This is a genomic window from Actomonas spartinae, from assembly GCF_051209155.1.
In the GTDB taxonomy this organism is placed as follows: Bacteria; Verrucomicrobiota; Verrucomicrobiia; order Opitutales; family Opitutaceae; genus Actomonas.
Genome location: NZ_JBPJGB010000002.1, coordinates 1,176,844 through 1,192,586, shown reverse-complemented (window position 1 = coordinate 1,192,586; position 15,743 = coordinate 1,176,844). Strand labels below are relative to the sequence as shown.

Below are 15,743 nucleotides of genomic sequence, written 5' to 3'. Positions count from 1 at the left end.
AAGTGGCTTGGCTTAAAAGGGGCCGGTGAAGGCGGGGTTGGGTTTGTCGAGTTCGACGCCGGCGGGCACGACGAGGTCTTCGTCGCGGGGCGCGAGGTCGAGGCACTCGCGGACGGCGGCCATGATGTGGCCGGCGCGCGGATAATAGTCGGCGGCGAGCGAGGGGCTGGTCGGCGTCGGGCAGTCGGGAATGCACACGCGCTTGGGCGCGGCCTTGAGCGCGCCGAAGGCGGATTCGCTGATCGAGGCGATGAGTTCGGCACTCATGCCGGCGGAAGCCCAGGCGCCGTCGGCAACGACCAACCGGCCGGTGCGCCAGATGGATTGGATGAGACTCTCGCGATCGAGCGGACGCAGGCAACGCACGTCCACGACCTCGGCCTCGATGCCTTCGGCGGCGAGGCGGTCGGCGGCTTCGAGCGCTTCGATGACCATGTAGGACATCGCCGCAATGGTGACGTGTTCGCCTTCGCGGGCGGTGCGGGTCGGACCAAGCGGCACGGTGTAGTGGCCCTCGGGCACGGGGCCGGTAAGGTGATGCAACCAGCGGTGCTCGAGGAACACAACGGGATCGTCGTCCTCAATCGCGGCGATGAGCATGCCCTTGGCGTCGTAAGGCGTGGCCGGCATGGCGACCTTGAGACCGGGAATGTGGGCAAACCAGGACTGCAACGATTGTGAATGTTGCGGCCCCTGCCCCCAACCGCGGCCAATGATGGCCCGCATCACGAGGGGGACTTTTTCCTGGCCGCCGAACATGTAGCGCCACTTCGCCGCCTGGGTGCAGAGCTGGTCCATCGACAGCAGCGCAAAGTCGAGTCGCTGGTGGTTGATGACGGGGCGCAGGCCGTTGAGGGCGGCGCCGAGCGCGACGCCGGTCATGCCGGCTTCGGCGCAAGGCATGTCCATCACGCGGTCTTCGCCGAACTCAAGGTGCAGGTTGAGGGTGGTGCCGAAGAAGCCCTTGGGATCGGTGACGCCGAGGCCCATGAGCGAGACGGACGGGTCACGCGCGAGGCAGACCGCGAAGGCTTCGCGGATGGCGGCGGCGTAGGAAAGGGTGCGGGGTTCGCGGCTCATCGTGAATCGGGCGGTGGGTTCAGGCGGCGGCGTAAACGTGGTCGGCCAGCGAAGCGTTGGCCGGGAAAGGCGCGTGCTCGGCGGCGGCGAAAGCGCGGTCGATCTCGGCTTGGATGGCACGGATCTCGGTGGCGTGCGCGGAAGCATCGAAAGCGCCGAGTTCGGTGAGGAGCTTTTGCAGTCGGGCAATGGGATCGCGTTCGCGCCACTCGAGGTATTCGGCCTCGGTGCGGTAGCCGATGTGGTTGTCCCAACCCGGCCCGCAGTGCTCGCGCCAGCGGTAGGTGGCGAGCTCGAGGAAGACGGGGCCCTCCCCTGCCCGCGCGGATTCGGCGGCGCTGCTGGCGAGGGCGTGCACCGCGAGGGCGTCGTTGCCGTCACCGTGAAGCGTGCGCAGGCCGTGGCCGGCGGCGATCTGGTGGATGGCGCGTTTATCCGGTTGGCGGACACGCATGGGCGAGTAGACCGAGTAGAGGTTGTTCTCGCAGGCGTAGACGATGGGCAACTGGTGCAGCTGGGCGAAGTTGAGGCTCTCGTGGAAGACCCCCTCTTCGGTCGCGGCATCGCCGAGGAAGGCGACCGTCACGCGGTGGATGCCGCGTTGCTTGTCGGCAAAGGCGAGACCGGTCGCGATCGGGATGGTGCTGCCGACGATCGGCACGGCGCCGAGGAAACCGGCGGCGCGATCGATCAGGTGCATCGAGCCGCCGCGGCCGCCGCAGCAACCGGTGACGCGGCCGTGCATCTCGGCGATCATGGCGTCGAGATTGCCGCCCTTGGCAAGGTAGTGGGCGTGCGAACGGTGACCGCTCATGGCGAGGTCGTCGGCCTGCAGGGCGGCGCACACCCCGGCGGCGGCGGCTTCCTGGCCGATGGAGAGGTGCACCGGGCAGCGCATCTGCTGCTGCGGGTAGCGGTCGGCGATGGCTTCCTCGACGAGGCGAATGCGCTCCATCGAGCGGAGCAGGCGGGTGGCCAATTCGAGGTCGGCCGACGGGATGCTGGGGGTCATCGACGTCATGGCGGTGGTCTTGGTAGAGCGGCGGTTCCGGTGGCGGCTCAGGCGGCGACGGCGAGGCGCTTCATCGTCTTGATGTTGTAGCTGTTCTCCTCGTCACGGAGCAGGCCGGACTCGAAGGCGGCCTTCACCTCGAGGATGGCGTCCTCCACGCAGAACGACGGGGTGAAACCCGTGGCGAGGAGCTTGTCGGAACAAAGTCGATACGAGCGCGGATCGTTGGACGGCGTGCAGACGATCTCGGCCGGCACGTGCTTCGTGACCATCTCGGCGATTTGGCGAATGGAGATGTTCTCGAAGCCGGCATTGTAGATGCCCGGATGATCGCGACCGCACTCCAGGAAGTGGTGGTAAACGCGGATCATGTCGCGCAGGTGAATGTTGGGGCGGGTCTGGTCGCCACCGAAGACGGTGATGACGCCCTTGGTGAGGGCGGACATGGTCAGGATGTTGACCGAGAGATCGAGGCGCTGGCGGGCGGACACGCCGCAGACGGTGGCGGGGCGCACGATGTTCACGCAGATTTGGTCGGCGTAGCTGAGCAGCACGCGCTCACTGACCATTTTGGTCTTGTTGTAATCGGAAATGGGGACGAGCGAAAGGTCCTCGGTGACGCGCTCCTCTTCCTTCACGCCGTAGACGCTGCCGGAGCTGGCGTAGATGAACTGGCCGACACCGTGGGCGATGGCCTTCTCGACCAGCCGCATGGTGGCGAGGGCGTTGACCTCCCAGTTGAGCTTGGAGTCGAGGTCGGCGCAGGGATCGTTGGCGACGTTGGCCAGGTGCAGGATGACGTCGATGCCCTCCATCGGCACCGCGTCGATGTCGCGGATGTCGGCGCGAACAACGGTGAGCTCGGGGTGCGGCGTCAGGTAATTGCCGAACCACTGGATGTCGACGACGGTGACCTTGTGGCCAGCGGCAAGGAGCGATTGGGTGAGCGGGGTGCCGACATAGCCGCAGCCGCCGGTGACGAGTAAGTTGAGTGGTTTGGACATGGAGTGTGCCGTGGTTTCTGGGTTCGCGCCCGAAGGTTGCAGTCCATGTGCCAGTTGGATGAAGTGTGATGCTATTATCTGTCTACCAACGTTTTAAATTTCCATGAAATTTCCCGAAACAGAATCCGAGATTCGCACGGAACGGAACGGCCCCCGGCCGGGAAAATTATGCCGGATGCACCAGCCCCCCCTTCCCACGTGGCGCGCCCATAAACCGAATGTTCGTATTACGAACATTGCGTGCTCCCGACGGCCGGAAGTGCGAGCACGGCGCGGGGTGTGCACGGCAGGAGGTTCTGCGGCTCGGTAACGGGATGGCGCAGCAGAGGTGCGCGCCGTAACTACCGAGGCATCACGATCCTTCCTCGCGATCCCGCTCCCCGAACGTAGCGATGCCCAATGTTCGTAATACGAACATTGGGCATGAGTCGGTTTGGGATTTGGTTGGCTTGCGTCCGGGCTGGGGGCGCGTGGGCGCGGGATGCGCTCAGGCGACCACCAAGTGCGGCGTCGCGGGGACCGGGAGATTGTAGTGGTTCTCCTGTTCGCGGAGGCGGCCCATGCGGTATTCGGCGGCGATCTCCCAGATGGCGTCGTCGAGATTGTAGGTCGGCTTAAAGCCGAAATGGGTCAGGCGACTGCTGTCGAGCTGCGCCGCCTGCGGGTTCTCGCTCTGCACGACCTCGAGGTCGGCGGGAATCTGGGCCGCGACGCGCAGGGCAAGATCGAGATGGGTGCAGGTTTCGAAACCGGCGTTGAAGAGGCCGGCCGGCAGGTGGCGGTCGAGCAAGGTGGTGAAGAGGCGGATGAGGTCGCGCAGGTGGGTGTGGGTGGCCGTCTCGGTGGCGCCATTCACGGTGATGCGGCCGCGGGTAAGGGCCTGCATGGCGTAAAGGTTGACCGGCAGGTCGAGACGCATGCGGGGTGAGACGCCGCAGACGAAACCGGGACGGACGATGTCGACGCGGAGGTCGCGGTGGTAGCTTTGCAGGAGGCGCTCGGCGTGGACGAGCGACTGGGTGAGCGGGCCGTCGATCACGACCGGATCGGCCTCGGTGCGCGGGCGGTCGAGGGTGTTGCCGTAGACGGCGGCGGCGCTGCAGTGAATGAAGTGCGGCACGCCGGCATTGATGGCGTGTTCCACCAGGAAGGTGGTGGCGCCGACATTGGTTTCCCAGACCAGATCGGGATTGAGCGCGGCGGTATCCGGATCGGCGATACTGGCGAGGTGAATGACGGCGTCGAACTCGGCGAGATCGAGCGTGGTGAGATCGCGGAGATCGGCGAGGCGCAGCGTGAGGTTCGGATGCGGCGGGAGATTGCAGCCGTGGAAGCCGGCATCGATGACGGTGACCTCATGGCCGAGGGCGAGGAGGGTTTGGGTGAGGGGGGCGCCGAGGTAGCCGCAGCCGCCGGTAACAAAAAGGTTCATTTGAGAGGGAGAAGTGAAAGTGAAGGTGAGAGGGAAAAGGCAGGCGGAGATTCGCCCCCAGCTCCCGTCGCGAGAACCTCGCGGCGGGGGCGATCTCCGGGACCAATCGGCGATCGCGCAGCGCTGGATGGGTGGTGAATCACGTCACGGAAATGGGTTTTGCATGCCGTGTGCCAACTGGCGACCGGGCGACGCAAGCATCTGATGTAAAAAGAAATAGAGATGAAACCACCGTTTCAACAAGGCGGCGATCCCAGGTAGCGAACCTGGTGGCGGCAGAGTTTGCCGGGGGAGACCGACAAAGGTGGACGCCGACGTCCCGACGGCGTCGGGCGCGCTGTGTTGCGTCCGCCTACCCCATCCAAGGCAAGACCGCGTCCGGAGGTCGCGGTCCACCCCACGGACCGGGGTCGCCGACCCCGGCTACAGCTCGGAGCCGTCAGGTAGCCGCGCGCGCGAGCTCGTGCTCGCGCGTTCCGCTTGCCGAATACCCGCCGCCCCTAAACGCCAAAACGCGCGCCCGCCGGGTGAACGGCGAACGCGCGTTTTGATGTTTCTCGATGCTCTTCGTCCGGAGGGGCGACGAGCGGCTCGAAAGATCAGCGCAACGGGGCTTCTTTGCGATCGGCTTGGGCTTACCAAGCATCCCCCCACGCGGCGTCCAGACCGCGTGGGGGTAGCTTTGGAAGAAACCGAATCTAATGTGTCATTAACGAAGGAACCTAACTCGATTAACCGAGGAGGCGGAGGGCGGTCTGCGCAGAGCTGTTCGCCTGCGAGAGCATCGCCGTGCCGGCCTGCACCAGGGTGTTGTATCGCGCGAGTTGCGTCGATTCCTGGGCCACGTCCACATCGGTGATGCGGGAAGTGGCGGCTTCGAGGTTGGCCTTGTTGACCGAGACGAGCTCGTTGGCGAAGCCGAGACGGCTTTGCTCAGCACCATTGGCCGCACGGAAGGTGGCGACGTTCTGGATCGCGGTGGTGATGTTGGCGAGCGTGATGTCACCGAGGTCGGTCACCGAGGAGGAGGTGAGCGCGCCGACACCCGTGGAGGTGCTGGTGAGATCGCGACCGGCCAGCGACACCGAGGCGGAGGTCTGGTCTTCAGTCGTATTGACGGTCAAAGAAGTGGAGCCGAACAGGGAAACGCTGTTGAACTTCTCTCCGGCGACGGCGGTCAACTGCGTCTGCAGAGCGGTGAACTCCTTGTCGTAGTTGGCCAGGTCGGAGCTGTTCTTGGTCGGATCGGAGTAGAGCGTCTTGAGCTCAGACATACGATCGAGGACCTTACCAGCGACCTTGAGGGCGCCATCCTGAGTCTGCAGGAAGGAAACGGCGTTACCGATGTTGGTCTGCACGGCGCCGGAACGTTTCGCGGCGGCGGAGAGCTTCATCGACACGGCGAGACCACCGGCGTCATCAGAAGGGTTGACGATCTTCGAGCCGCTCGAGAGCCGGTTGAGGCTCTTCTGCAGCATGGAGGTTGAAGCGGCGAGGTTGTTGGAGGCCTGAGCCGCCGCGCTATTGGTGTTAATTACCACTGCCATGGTATTTATCTTTCCTTGATATGTTGCGACGTCCGTCGTCGCCACGGGCCCGTTGGAGAACAGCGCGGGCCGCGCCGTTTAATGCATTTGCATCAAAGTATCACCCTGCGAGTGGGTTGCTGGCTGCTAGTGGAAAGCCAAGGAACGATGGGAGGTGCCTGCCACGCGGGCCGGGTCGGGACCAATCGACGATGGCCCGCGTGGCGGGGAACGGTTTTGGAGAACCGCTCCCAAGCAGGATCAGGGACGGCTTACGCCTTACCCGTTGAGCAACTTCAGCGCGGTCTGCGCGCTTTGGTTGGCCTGGGTGAGCATGGCCGTGCCGGCCTGCACGAGGGTGTTCCATCGTGCCAATTGGGTCGACTCTTCCGCGACGTCCACGTCGACGATGCGGGAGGAGGCGGCCTCGAGGTTGGCCTTGTTGACGGTCAGCAGTTCCTGCGCAAATCCGAGTCGGCTTTGCTCCGCACCGTTTTCGGCGCGGAAGGTCGACACGTTTTGCAGGGCGGTCGTGATGTTGGCCAAGGTCACATCACCGAGATCGGTCACCGCGGAGGCGACGAGGACGCCGACGCCAGTCGAGGTGCTCGACAGGTCGCGGGCCGCGATCGAAGTGGTGTTGGTGCCGTCTTCCGAGACAGCGACGGACAGAGCCGTGGTGCCGAAGAGGGCGTTGCCGTTGAACTTCTCCGTGGTGAGAGCCGTGAGCTGCGACTGCAGAGCGGTGAACTCCTTGTCGTAGTTGGCCAGGTCGGAACTGTTCTTGGTCGGATCGGAGTAGAGCGTTTTGAGTTCGCCCATACGCTCGAGGACCTTGCCGGCAACCTTGAGCACGCCGTCCTGCGTCTGCAGGAACGAGACCGTGTTGCTGATATTGACCGAAGCTGCACCGGAACGACGGGCGGCAGCCGTGAGTTTCATGGACACGGCGAGGCCACCGGCGTCATCGGCCGGAGAGACGATCTTGGAACCACTAGAGAGCCGGTTGAGGCTCTTTTGCAGCATGTTGTTCGAAGCGGCGAGATTGTTGGACGCAATCGAAGCCGCGGAGTTGGTGTTAATGACGACTGACATGGTTATCTTCCTTGATAAGTTGCCCTGTCCGTAGGGCGACGGACCGGAGGGAGGTGAAGTCCGGTCACTTCGGGCTCAGCGATTGCTGGGCTTGCCCCTGATTTACGGGTCGTTTGGTCGCGGCCTTTAGCGGCCTTTTGAGCAAAATCGTGTTTTTTTCGTCGAGTCCTCCGCCCGGCCGAAAGGGCTCAAGTTTTGCCCGCCTGCGACGATCACGCACCTAACTTCTCTTTAAACCTATGGCCGGACTACAACTCGCAGGACTCGCTTCAGGCTTCGACTGGAAATCTCTCGTCGACAGCCTCATGTCGCTTGAGCGCGTCCCGATCCAACGACTCGAAAGCGAACAGGTCGTCAACATCCGCAAGAACAACGCCCTCACCGAACTGGGCACGCGCCTCAAGGCCCTGCAGACCGCCAACGACGCGCTCAACGACACCGACCTCTTCAACGCCCGCAGCGCCTCCTCCTCCACGACCGGCTCCACCTGGAACGCCGGCGTCATCGCGGGCGCGACCACGGGCACGCACACCTTCAATGTCACCCGCCTCGCCACCTCCGCCTCCCAGCGCGGCGCGGCCGACATCGCCGAGGGCATCGCGACCACCACCGACGTTTCCGGCGTCACCCTCGCCGCCATGCCCACCGCCACCGCGGTGACCGCCGGCACCTTTTCCGTCAACGGCGCCAAGGTCACCGTCGACACCGCCGACTCCCTCCAGGATGTCTTCGACGCCATCTCCACCGCCACCGGCGGCGACGTCACCGCGGCCTACGACAATGTGACCGACACCATCACCCTCTCCTCCGCCTCGGAGATCGTGCTGGGTGCCGCCAACGACACTTCCAACTTTCTCACCGTCGCCAAGCTGGCCAACAACGGCACCGGCAGCGTCACCTCCAGCAACGGACTCGGCACCGTCGATACCGACGCCGCCCTGACCGACGCCCGCCTCAAGTCCGCCATCACCGCCGTCGACGGCTCCGGCAACGGCACCTTCGCGATCAACGGCGTCGACATCGCCTACAACGTCAACGACGACTCCATCAACGACATCATCGCCCGCATCAACGCGGCCGATGCCGGCGTCACCGCCGCCTACGACTCCGCCGCCGACCGCGTGACCCTTACCAACGACCGCACCGGCGACATCGGTCTGGGGGTCAGCGAAGCCGCCGGTGGCCTGCTCGACGCGCTCGGTCTGACCAGCGGCGCCGGCGCCTCTCTCCAGCGGGGTGTGAACGCCCAGTTCACCATCGACGGTGGCAGCACCATCACGAGCACGAGCAACACGCTGACCTCCGACGTGCACGGCGTCACCGGCCTCGACCTGACTGTCGACAGCACCGGCTCACAGGACATCACGGTGAAGGCCAACACCGACGACATGAAGGACTCGATCAACACCTTCATCGAGAAGTTCAACGCCGTCCAAAGCTACATCGAAGACGCCACCAAGATTACCACCAGCTCCCGCGGTGTCTCCACGTCCACCCTCTCCTCCAATCGCGAGATCCAGGACTGGGCCCGCCAACTGCGGGCCTCCGCCTTTGCCGAAGTGTCGGGTCTCAGTGGTTCGATCGCCCGTCTGGAAAACATGGGCATCGATTTCTCATCGGCCACCTCGACCCTTTCCATCACCGATGCCGCCAAGCTCGACGACGCCCTGACCAACAACGCCGAGGATGTCGCCGCGTTCTTCACCACCGCCGACACGGGTTTCTTCGCCCGTTTCGACAGCCTCATGACCAACTTCATCGGCGACGACGGTAACGGCGGCTACCTCGACGATCAGCAAACCGCGCTCACCGAGACCAACAAGTCCATCGATCAACAGATCGAGGACGCCGAGCGCCGCCTCACCCAACGGCGCGCCGTGCTCGAAGCCGGATTCATTGCCATGGAACAGGCCCAGCAACAGATTCAAAACATGTCGCAACAGATCGCCTCGATCCCGAGCATCGCCCCCACCACCTCGTCCAAGAAGTGACCCGCGCCGCATGAACCGCACCTACCCCCTCGTCGCCCGCGCGCTCCGCCCCGCCTCCCGCCGCCTCCCGACCGCCGCCGTCGGCGCGGCGCTGCTCCTGCTTGGCCTGACCGGTTGCGAATCCGTGCCCGATCGCCTCGCGGTCGATCCCCTCACCCCTTCCTACAAACCGACCAACGTCGCCGGCCCCGACTACCTGCCGATCGAGGTGCGCCGCGTCGCCATCCTCCCCGCCTGGTCGACCCAGCCGCTCGACGGCCGCTCTCTCGACAACGTCGATCAAGCCTTTGTCAACGCCCTCACGCGCGCGGCCCGTTTTGAAACCGTGCCCGTCTCCCGCGACGACCTGCGCAGCTGGGTAAAGCAGCCCGCCGTCGGCTCCACCTCCGCCCTGCCCGCCAACCTCTTCACCGAACTGCGCGCGCAAACCGGCGCCGACGCCGTGCTGTTCATCGACGTCACCACGCACTCCGCCTACCCGCCGCTCGCCCTCGGCCTGCGCACCCGTCTCGTGCGCCTCGACACCGGCGCCACCCTGTGGGCAACCGACGAACTTTTTGACGCCTCCCGCGCCACCGCCGCCGCCGGCGCCCGCCGCCACCACCTGCAAGGCGCCCCCCAACCGGCCGATCTCAGCCCCACCGTCCTGCAAAGTCCGGCCCGTTTCGCCGCCTATGCGGCCGACACGCTGGTAGGGACATTACCCTCCCGTTGATCTTCGTAGCTTTGCTTACGTGTTTTTCACCTAAAGCCGCGCCGACCCGCGCCGATAGTTCTCTCAACACACTTACATAGTCTGCTCTCCGGAACAGGCGCCCACCAACGAATCAAGGACCAAACAAATGATTCACTCCACGTCACCATCCAATCGACCGTCCGCGCCCATCAACGCCGACGTGAACCGCGAAAAGCGGGTCACGAGCTCCGTTGAACCGGGCTCGGACCAGATCTATTCCGGCGCTTCGGCCCACATTAAGGCCGAACTCGCCCGCCATCCCGAGATCCGCAGCGAAGTCGTCGAGCGCGCTCGACACTTTGTCGAAGATCCGGCCTACCCGCCGCGCGAGGTGATCGACTCGATCGCCCGCGAGCTCCTCACCAAAGTTTCCGCCGAGGCCTGAGTCCTCCCTACCGCCCTATGATGCCCGCCGCCTACGCCCGTCAGTATCAGAACCAAGCTGTCCTCAGCGCCTCGCCCGGCCAGCTCGTGCTCATGCTCTACGACGGGACGCTCAAGTTTCTCCGCCAAGCGATCGACGGGTTCTCCCCGCAGCATGACGAGATCCAGCGTATCGCGGTGGTGCATACCGCCTTGGGCAAGGCCGGCGCCATCCTCGCCGAACTTCAGTCGAACCTGAACCACGACGTCGGTGGCGACTACGCCGCCAACCTCGACCGGCTCTACGACTACTACCAACGCCGCCTCCACGAAGCCAACATCAAGAAGGACGTCGAGGCCATCCAAGAGGTGCTCAACCTCGTCACCGAACTGCGCGACGGCTGGGCCGAGATGCTCCGCCAACAGGAAGCACCCACCGCACAGGTCGCCTGATTTTTTGCGGGGCCCCGCGCCTCGACCTTCCTCCTCACCATGCCGGCCACCACCGCCCAGCTCACGCTCGACCTCGAGCAGCTGCTCCAGCGGGCACTGAGCCGCTCCGGCACCGGCGCCTGGTCTGCCGCCCTCGAAGCCATCGAGCGCGCCTCCAAGATTCTCCCGCTGGTGGCCACCCGCAACGATCATCAGCCCGCCGCTCTCGGCCGCTGCGCCCAACTCTTGGGCGACCTGCACAGCCGCTTCGGCCAAGCCACGGCGGCCACCCGCGAGGAACTCGATCGCCTGCGCCAGGCGCAATCCCGCCTGCGCCCCACCCGCAACGCCTACACGCAGTCCGCCGCCGGCCAAACCGGCCGCCCGCGCATCGACACCAGCGCCTGAGGCTTTTCCGGCAAGGACAAGGTGCCTGCCAGTGGACGCCGGCGTCTCCGACGGCGTAACGCCGCGTCAGCCTCATCCACCGCATGACCACGAGGATCTGCTTTGTCAGGCGGAACAAATTGCCCGGATAGGGGCCGTTAGGCACAGCCACTCCATCCGCGTAAATCCGTGATATCCGTGGCGACAATACGATCCCGCCAAGTAGAGGTAGCGCGTATGGGTCACGCCTTTACCACCAAGTGGACCGAACGGTGCCGACCGACACTCAGGCACTCGCCTGCAGCGGCACATCTGCCATGCCCGCATCGGTGTGACCGATCGGCGTGGTGGTCGCCGCACTCGGCGCCCCGGCGAGCCACAGCTCGGCCAGACGGGAGGCTGACTCTTTCCAAATCGTGAGGCGATTGACCTCGTTCGGATAGACCGCGACCTCGCGGGTTTCCTCGCTGCCGGCCCAATGCACGACCGCCTTGAGGCAGTCCCGGCCATCGGCCAGTTCGAAGCACTGCACCGCCACGACATCCCCCTCCGGCGTCAGTTGCAGACGGGCCAGTCCCTGGCGGAAGTCGATCGCGCGCGACGTTTGCCCGGTGATGGCGTCGGGTTTAAGTTGGCGGATCGTATCTTCGACTTGGGAGAGAAAAGAGAGCGGGCGCATAGCGGGATAACCCTGCAATCGGCCGGGCAGGCCCCGGCTTAAGGAAAAAATTGCACCGCTTTCCCCTTTCCACCCTACCTCGCGCATCACTAGTTTGACCATCCTACCGGCATGCCCCTCGAGAGAATACTGGTCGTTGACGACGAACCGCTTATCCAACGCTCCCTCGGCGAGCTCCTGCGACGACGTAAATATCACGTCACCATCGCGGGCTCGATCCGCGAGGGCGAGGAGCAGTTGGCCAAGGAAGTCTTCGACCTCGTCATCCTCGACGTGCGGCTGCCCGACGGCGACGGCCAACACTTCCTCGAGCGCATCGTCGCCATGCCCGACCGCCCGCTGGTCGTGATGATCACCGGCCACGGCACGATCGAACACGCCGTGACCTGCATGCGCATCGGCGCGTTCGACTACCTCATCAAACCCTTCTCCGCCTCGCAGATCGACGTCGTGCTCAATAAGAGCGAGTCGTTCATCCAACTCCTGCGCGTCAACCGCTACCTCAACGAGCAGGAGCAAACCGGCGGCGACGGTCTCGTTTTCGGTCGCAGCCCCGCCATGGCGCGGCTGAAACAGCTCATCGGCCGCGTCGCCCCCTCCGATGTCACCGTGCTGGTCACCGGCGAAAACGGCACCGGTAAGGAGATGATCGCGCGCGAGCTCTACCGTCAGTCCAGCCGCCGCAACGAACCCTACATCAAGGTCAACTGCGCCGCCCTCTCCGAGACCCTCATCGAGAGCGAACTCTTCGGCCACGAACGCGGCGCCTTCACCGGCGCGACCACCCGCCGCGAGGGACGCTTCGAACTCGCCCACAAAGGCACCCTGCTGCTCGACGAGGTCAGCGAGATTCCGCCGTCCCTCCAGGCCAAGCTCCTGCGCGTCCTCCAAGAGCGCGAGTTCGAGCGCGTCGGCGGCACCAAGACCATCAAGGTCAACGTCCGTATCCTCGCCACCTCCAACCGCCACCTCGAACGCTCCGTCGAACGCGGCGAGTTTCGCTCCGACCTTTATTACCGTCTCAACGTCTTCCCGGTCCACGTCCCGCCCCTGCGCGAACGCCCCGAGGACATCGAGGCGATTGCCAACGAGTTCCTCAAGCGCTTCGCCAGGCGCCACCGTCTCGCCCTGCCCGGTTTCACCGACCAGGCCTCCCGGGCCCTCGAGACCTACCCCTGGCCCGGCAACGTGCGCGAGCTGCAGAACACCATCGAGCGCGCCGTCATCCTCGGCGAGGAAGGCCGCCCCATTTCCAGCGCGCAGCTCAACCTGCCCTCGCTGCCCCCTTCCATCTTCGGCGCGGCAACTCCGGACACCGGTGCTCGTTCTCCAACCCCCGCGCCCCTGAGCGCCGGCCCGGCGGGCGCTCCGCGCCCCGAGCCGCCGACCCTGGGCATCGGCACCACGCCACCTGCCGCACCGCCCTACACGACGGCCGTGGACCCCATCATTCCGCCTCCCGCGATCGACATCAATCCCTCGCCCGAGCCGGACGAGGATCCGCCTCGGGCCGAGGAGCCGCGTGCCGGCGCCGATCCCACCACCGGCCTCGCCCCGTCCGAACCCATGTCGCTCGCCGAAATGGAAAAGCGCGCCATCCTCGACACCCTGCGTTCCACGGGCGGGAACCGCACCAAGGCGGCCGATCAGCTCGGCATTTCCATCCGCACCCTCCGCAACAAAATCGCGGAATACCGGAAACAAGGCGACGACATCCCTGGCGACGACTGAGTCGCGGCGCGGGATACGGGATGCAAGATACAGGACGCGGGATCCGAGATCCGGGATGCGGGATTCGGGATACACGATCCGAGTTCCTCCGCTGTAGCCGGGGTCGGTGACCCCGGTTCCATGCCGCTCCGCCGTTCCCCCGGGGTCACCGACCCCGGCTACAGTTTCCACCGCATCCCGCATCCTGCGTCGCGCATCATGCATCCCGGATCGCACATCCCGGATCCTGCACCGCCACTTTTCTCGGAGAAAAAGCCCTGTGCACCGCTTTTTCCCTAAATTCCCCGTCAGGTGGCCGATAACAACTAGGCTTACATTCAACCTCACTCAAGCCGCCTTATGCCACTCGTCGAAACAATCAGTGACGCCGTCTTCCAGGACACCCTGTCCCGCGCGGTGCAAGATGTCTTCAGCACCATGCTCGGCAAATCTGCTGTTCTACAGGAGAGCCAGCATGAGCTCATCCACGCCAACCAGGTCGACGCGCTCGAGCTGAAAGGCGCTCAAATCGTCGGCACCGTCGGGTTCATCGGCGAGATCACCGGCCTCATCTACCTTTATCTCGAAATTCCCTTCGCCGAAGAAGTCGCCTGCGGTCTCCTCGACATGGAGCCGGCCGAACTCGCCGAGTGCGAGGACGAGGTCGTCAACGACGCCATCGGTGAACTCACCAACATGACGGTGGGCGCCTTCAAAAACCAACTCTGCGACGTGGGCTACCCCTGCAAGCTCACCATCCCGTCCATCCTGCGCGGCAGCAACTTCACCATCGAGCCCGTCCGCTCCGCCGCCCGTCGCATCTACCACTTCGATATCGCCGGTCACACGCTCGTGGCCGACCTGTTGATGAAACAAGGCGAATAATTCCTCCCAACCCTCTGCTCCCTGCCCACCATGCGTTATAAAGTCCTCACCGTGGACGACTCCAAAACCGTCCGCATCATCGTCAAGAAGGCCTTCAAGTCCTATGACTGCGAAATCCTTGAGGCCGCCAACGGCGTCGAGGGTCTGGCCGCCGCCTCCAAGGAGATGCCCGACGTCATCCTCCTCGACATCACCATGCCCGTCATGGACGGCGTGGAGATGCTCACCAAGCTCAAGGCGGACCCGCAAACCAAGGGCATCCCCGTCGTCATGCTCACGGCGGAAGGTGGTCGCGACAACGTGCTCAAGATCGCCAAGATCGGCATCCGCGACTACATCGTGAAACCGTTCAAGGAAGACGTGCTCATCGAGAAGATCGGTCGCATCATCGATCTCAAGCCACTCTCCGACCAGCCCACCAAGGCCAAGTCCATTTTCGATCCGGCCAACATCCTCGTCGTCGAGGACAAGCCCGCGATCATCCAGCAGATCACCGAAGGCCTCAAGCACACGCCCTGGCAGATCACCGGCACCCACACCACGGGTGAGGCGATCGACTTCTGCGGCCGCACCGTGCCGGACCTCATCATGATCTCGCTCTCGCTGCCTGAGGAATCCGCCTACACCCTGTTCCGCCTCCTGCGCACCCAGGTGAAAACCAAATACACGCCCATCTTCGCCCTCGTGGTGAAGACCGACATCGCCGCGCAAAACCAGGCCCAACAGGTCGGCTTCTCCGCCCTTGTGACCAAGCCCCTCGATGTCTCCGAACTCGAGACCAAGGTCGCCAAGGCCATGAACCTCGACACCTCGCAGCGCTACTTTTCCCAAGACGGTGATTTCTTCGTCATGCGCCTGCCGGAACAAACCGGCCAGTCCGCCATCCACGAGGTCAACACCTACCTCAAGCCCAAGATCTCCGACGCCGTCGACGCCGGCATCGGCAAGGCCCTCATCGACCTTTCCGAGCTCAAGCGCCTCGACATGAACGTCATCAAGCTGCTCGTCGGCGCGATGAACACCTGCCGCGAGCTCGGTCTGCACTACTCCATGGTGGGCTCCGGCCCGATCGTGCAGGAATGCAAGGGCTTCGAGGACACCCGCAGCTGGAAATTCTACGACTCGCTCGAAGAAGCCAAAGCCGCGATCGAGAAGGCCGAGCCGGTCACGGCCTAAGCCTCCTCCCCTTCCCTTTGGTGACGCCGACCCTGGCTCCGGCCTGGAACTCGGTCACTCACCACCCTGCGAGCCCCGCATTCCGTCCTCAAACCACGGAGTGCGGGTCTTTGGCTCAAGTCACCCGCCCGAACGCAGTCGTCCAGCTGCCTCGGACCCTCGCGGAAAACTTGTGCTCGAGGTCCGGCCTCCCGGGCCGATTGCACCGTTTGGAAACCGGATCAACCACGTGAAG

Annotated in this window: 15 protein-coding genes; 8 read left to right on the top strand and 7 right to left on the bottom strand. The window is 64.6% G+C overall.

Annotated features, from left to right (window positions below):
- Positions 1 to 12: 12 nt before the first annotated feature.
- From AC0MRV_RS12580 to AC0MRV_RS12555, 6 genes are all read right to left on the bottom strand, one after another.
- On the bottom strand, positions 13 to 1,080 hold the full coding sequence (locus AC0MRV_RS12580) for an alpha-ketoacid dehydrogenase subunit beta (RefSeq protein ID WP_472764827.1): 1,068 nt from the start codon (positions 1,078 to 1,080) through the stop codon (positions 13 to 15).
- Between the two features lie 19 nt (positions 1,081 to 1,099).
- Positions 1,100 to 2,101 carry a thiamine pyrophosphate-dependent dehydrogenase E1 component subunit alpha gene (locus AC0MRV_RS12575; protein ID WP_472764826.1) on the bottom strand — a complete coding sequence of 334 codons (1,002 nt, stop codon included), beginning with the start codon at positions 2,099 to 2,101 and terminating at the stop codon, positions 1,100 to 1,102.
- A 38-nt stretch (positions 2,102 to 2,139) separates the two neighbouring features.
- Entirely contained in the window at positions 2,140 to 3,096 is a 957-nt protein-coding gene (locus tag AC0MRV_RS12570; RefSeq protein ID WP_472764825.1) for an NAD-dependent epimerase/dehydratase family protein, read from the bottom strand.
- 487 nt (positions 3,097 to 3,583) lie between these two features.
- Positions 3,584 to 4,528, bottom strand: a complete 945-nt coding sequence (locus AC0MRV_RS12565; protein WP_472764824.1) for an NAD-dependent epimerase/dehydratase family protein — start codon at positions 4,526 to 4,528, stop codon at positions 3,584 to 3,586.
- 731 nt (positions 4,529 to 5,259) lie between these two features.
- The gene (locus tag AC0MRV_RS12560; RefSeq protein ID WP_472764823.1) at positions 5,260 to 6,075 is read right to left on the bottom strand and encodes a flagellin; all 816 of its coding nucleotides are present in this window, start codon (positions 6,073 to 6,075) and stop codon (positions 5,260 to 5,262) included.
- 258 nt (positions 6,076 to 6,333) lie between these two features.
- Positions 6,334 to 7,149 carry a flagellin gene (locus AC0MRV_RS12555; RefSeq protein ID WP_472764822.1) on the bottom strand — a complete coding sequence of 272 codons (816 nt, stop codon included), beginning with the start codon at positions 7,147 to 7,149 and terminating at the stop codon, positions 6,334 to 6,336.
- Positions 7,150 to 7,388: 239 nt separating this feature from the next.
- Here AC0MRV_RS12555 and fliD point away from each other — a divergent pair, with 239 nt between their 5' ends.
- From fliD to AC0MRV_RS12530, 5 genes are all read left to right on the top strand, one after another.
- A complete protein-coding gene (fliD, locus tag AC0MRV_RS12550; protein WP_472764821.1) occupies positions 7,389 to 9,140 on the top strand; it encodes a flagellar filament capping protein FliD in 1,752 nt (583 codons plus the stop codon).
- 10 nt (positions 9,141 to 9,150) lie between these two features.
- Positions 9,151 to 9,855: a hypothetical protein gene (locus AC0MRV_RS12545; RefSeq protein ID WP_472764820.1), complete on the top strand. Its 705-nt coding sequence runs from the start codon at positions 9,151 to 9,153 to the stop codon at positions 9,853 to 9,855.
- Positions 9,856 to 9,982: 127 nt separating this feature from the next.
- Positions 9,983 to 10,261, top strand: a complete 279-nt coding sequence (locus AC0MRV_RS12540) for a hypothetical protein (protein ID WP_472764819.1) — start codon at positions 9,983 to 9,985, stop codon at positions 10,259 to 10,261.
- A gap of 17 nt (positions 10,262 to 10,278) precedes the next feature.
- On the top strand, positions 10,279 to 10,692 hold the full coding sequence (fliS, locus tag AC0MRV_RS12535; protein WP_472764818.1) for a flagellar export chaperone FliS: 414 nt from the start codon (positions 10,279 to 10,281) through the stop codon (positions 10,690 to 10,692).
- Between the two features lie 39 nt (positions 10,693 to 10,731).
- Entirely contained in the window at positions 10,732 to 11,079 is a 348-nt protein-coding gene (locus AC0MRV_RS12530; RefSeq protein WP_472764817.1) for a hypothetical protein, read from the top strand.
- Between the two features lie 265 nt (positions 11,080 to 11,344).
- Here AC0MRV_RS12530 and AC0MRV_RS12525 read toward each other — a convergent pair whose 3' ends face one another.
- Positions 11,345 to 11,737, bottom strand: coding sequence for a hypothetical protein (locus AC0MRV_RS12525; RefSeq protein ID WP_472764816.1), 393 nt, complete (start codon positions 11,735 to 11,737; stop codon positions 11,345 to 11,347).
- Positions 11,738 to 11,848: 111 nt separating this feature from the next.
- Between AC0MRV_RS12525 and AC0MRV_RS12520 the strand changes: the two genes are divergently transcribed.
- The 3 genes from AC0MRV_RS12520 (at position 11,849) to AC0MRV_RS12510 (ending at position 15,508) form a co-directional block, all read left to right on the top strand.
- Complete coding sequence (locus AC0MRV_RS12520) at positions 11,849 to 13,468, top strand: sigma-54-dependent transcriptional regulator (RefSeq protein ID WP_472764815.1); 1,620 nt, start codon at positions 11,849 to 11,851, stop codon at positions 13,466 to 13,468.
- Between the two features lie 339 nt (positions 13,469 to 13,807).
- The gene (locus AC0MRV_RS12515; RefSeq protein WP_472764814.1) at positions 13,808 to 14,332 is read left to right on the top strand and encodes a chemotaxis protein CheX; all 525 of its coding nucleotides are present in this window, start codon (positions 13,808 to 13,810) and stop codon (positions 14,330 to 14,332) included.
- A 30-nt stretch (positions 14,333 to 14,362) separates the two neighbouring features.
- On the top strand, positions 14,363 to 15,508 hold the full coding sequence (locus AC0MRV_RS12510; RefSeq protein ID WP_472764813.1) for a response regulator: 1,146 nt from the start codon (positions 14,363 to 14,365) through the stop codon (positions 15,506 to 15,508).
- The last annotated feature ends 235 nt before the right edge of the window (positions 15,509 to 15,743 follow it).

Coding starts and splice junctions, on each gene's coding strand:
- AC0MRV_RS12540 (WP_472764819.1), top strand. CDS start 9,983: ATGATTCACTCCACGTCACCATCCAATCGACCGTCCGCGCCCATCAAC.
- fliS (WP_472764818.1), top strand. CDS start 10,279: ATGATGCCCGCCGCCTACGCCCGTCAGTATCAGAACCAAGCTGTCCTC.
- AC0MRV_RS12510 (WP_472764813.1), top strand. CDS start 14,363: ATGCGTTATAAAGTCCTCACCGTGGACGACTCCAAAACCGTCCGCATC.
- AC0MRV_RS12570 (WP_472764825.1), bottom strand. CDS start 3,096: ATGTCCAAACCACTCAACTTACTCGTCACCGGCGGCTGCGGCTATGTC.
- AC0MRV_RS12560 (WP_472764823.1), bottom strand. CDS start 6,075: ATGGCAGTGGTAATTAACACCAATAGCGCGGCGGCTCAGGCCTCCAAC.
- AC0MRV_RS12545 (WP_472764820.1), top strand. CDS start 9,151: ATGAACCGCACCTACCCCCTCGTCGCCCGCGCGCTCCGCCCCGCCTCC.
- AC0MRV_RS12530 (WP_472764817.1), top strand. CDS start 10,732: ATGCCGGCCACCACCGCCCAGCTCACGCTCGACCTCGAGCAGCTGCTC.
- fliD (WP_472764821.1), top strand. CDS start 7,389: ATGGCCGGACTACAACTCGCAGGACTCGCTTCAGGCTTCGACTGGAAA.
- AC0MRV_RS12565 (WP_472764824.1), bottom strand. CDS start 4,528: ATGAACCTTTTTGTTACCGGCGGCTGCGGCTACCTCGGCGCCCCCCTC.
- AC0MRV_RS12580 (WP_472764827.1), bottom strand. CDS start 1,080: ATGAGCCGCGAACCCCGCACCCTTTCCTACGCCGCCGCCATCCGCGAA.
- AC0MRV_RS12520 (WP_472764815.1), top strand. CDS start 11,849: ATGCCCCTCGAGAGAATACTGGTCGTTGACGACGAACCGCTTATCCAA.
- AC0MRV_RS12555 (WP_472764822.1), bottom strand. CDS start 7,149: ATGTCAGTCGTCATTAACACCAACTCCGCGGCTTCGATTGCGTCCAAC.
- AC0MRV_RS12575 (WP_472764826.1), bottom strand. CDS start 2,101: ATGACGTCGATGACCCCCAGCATCCCGTCGGCCGACCTCGAATTGGCC.
- AC0MRV_RS12525 (WP_472764816.1), bottom strand. CDS start 11,737: ATGCGCCCGCTCTCTTTTCTCTCCCAAGTCGAAGATACGATCCGCCAA.
- AC0MRV_RS12515 (WP_472764814.1), top strand. CDS start 13,808: ATGCCACTCGTCGAAACAATCAGTGACGCCGTCTTCCAGGACACCCTG.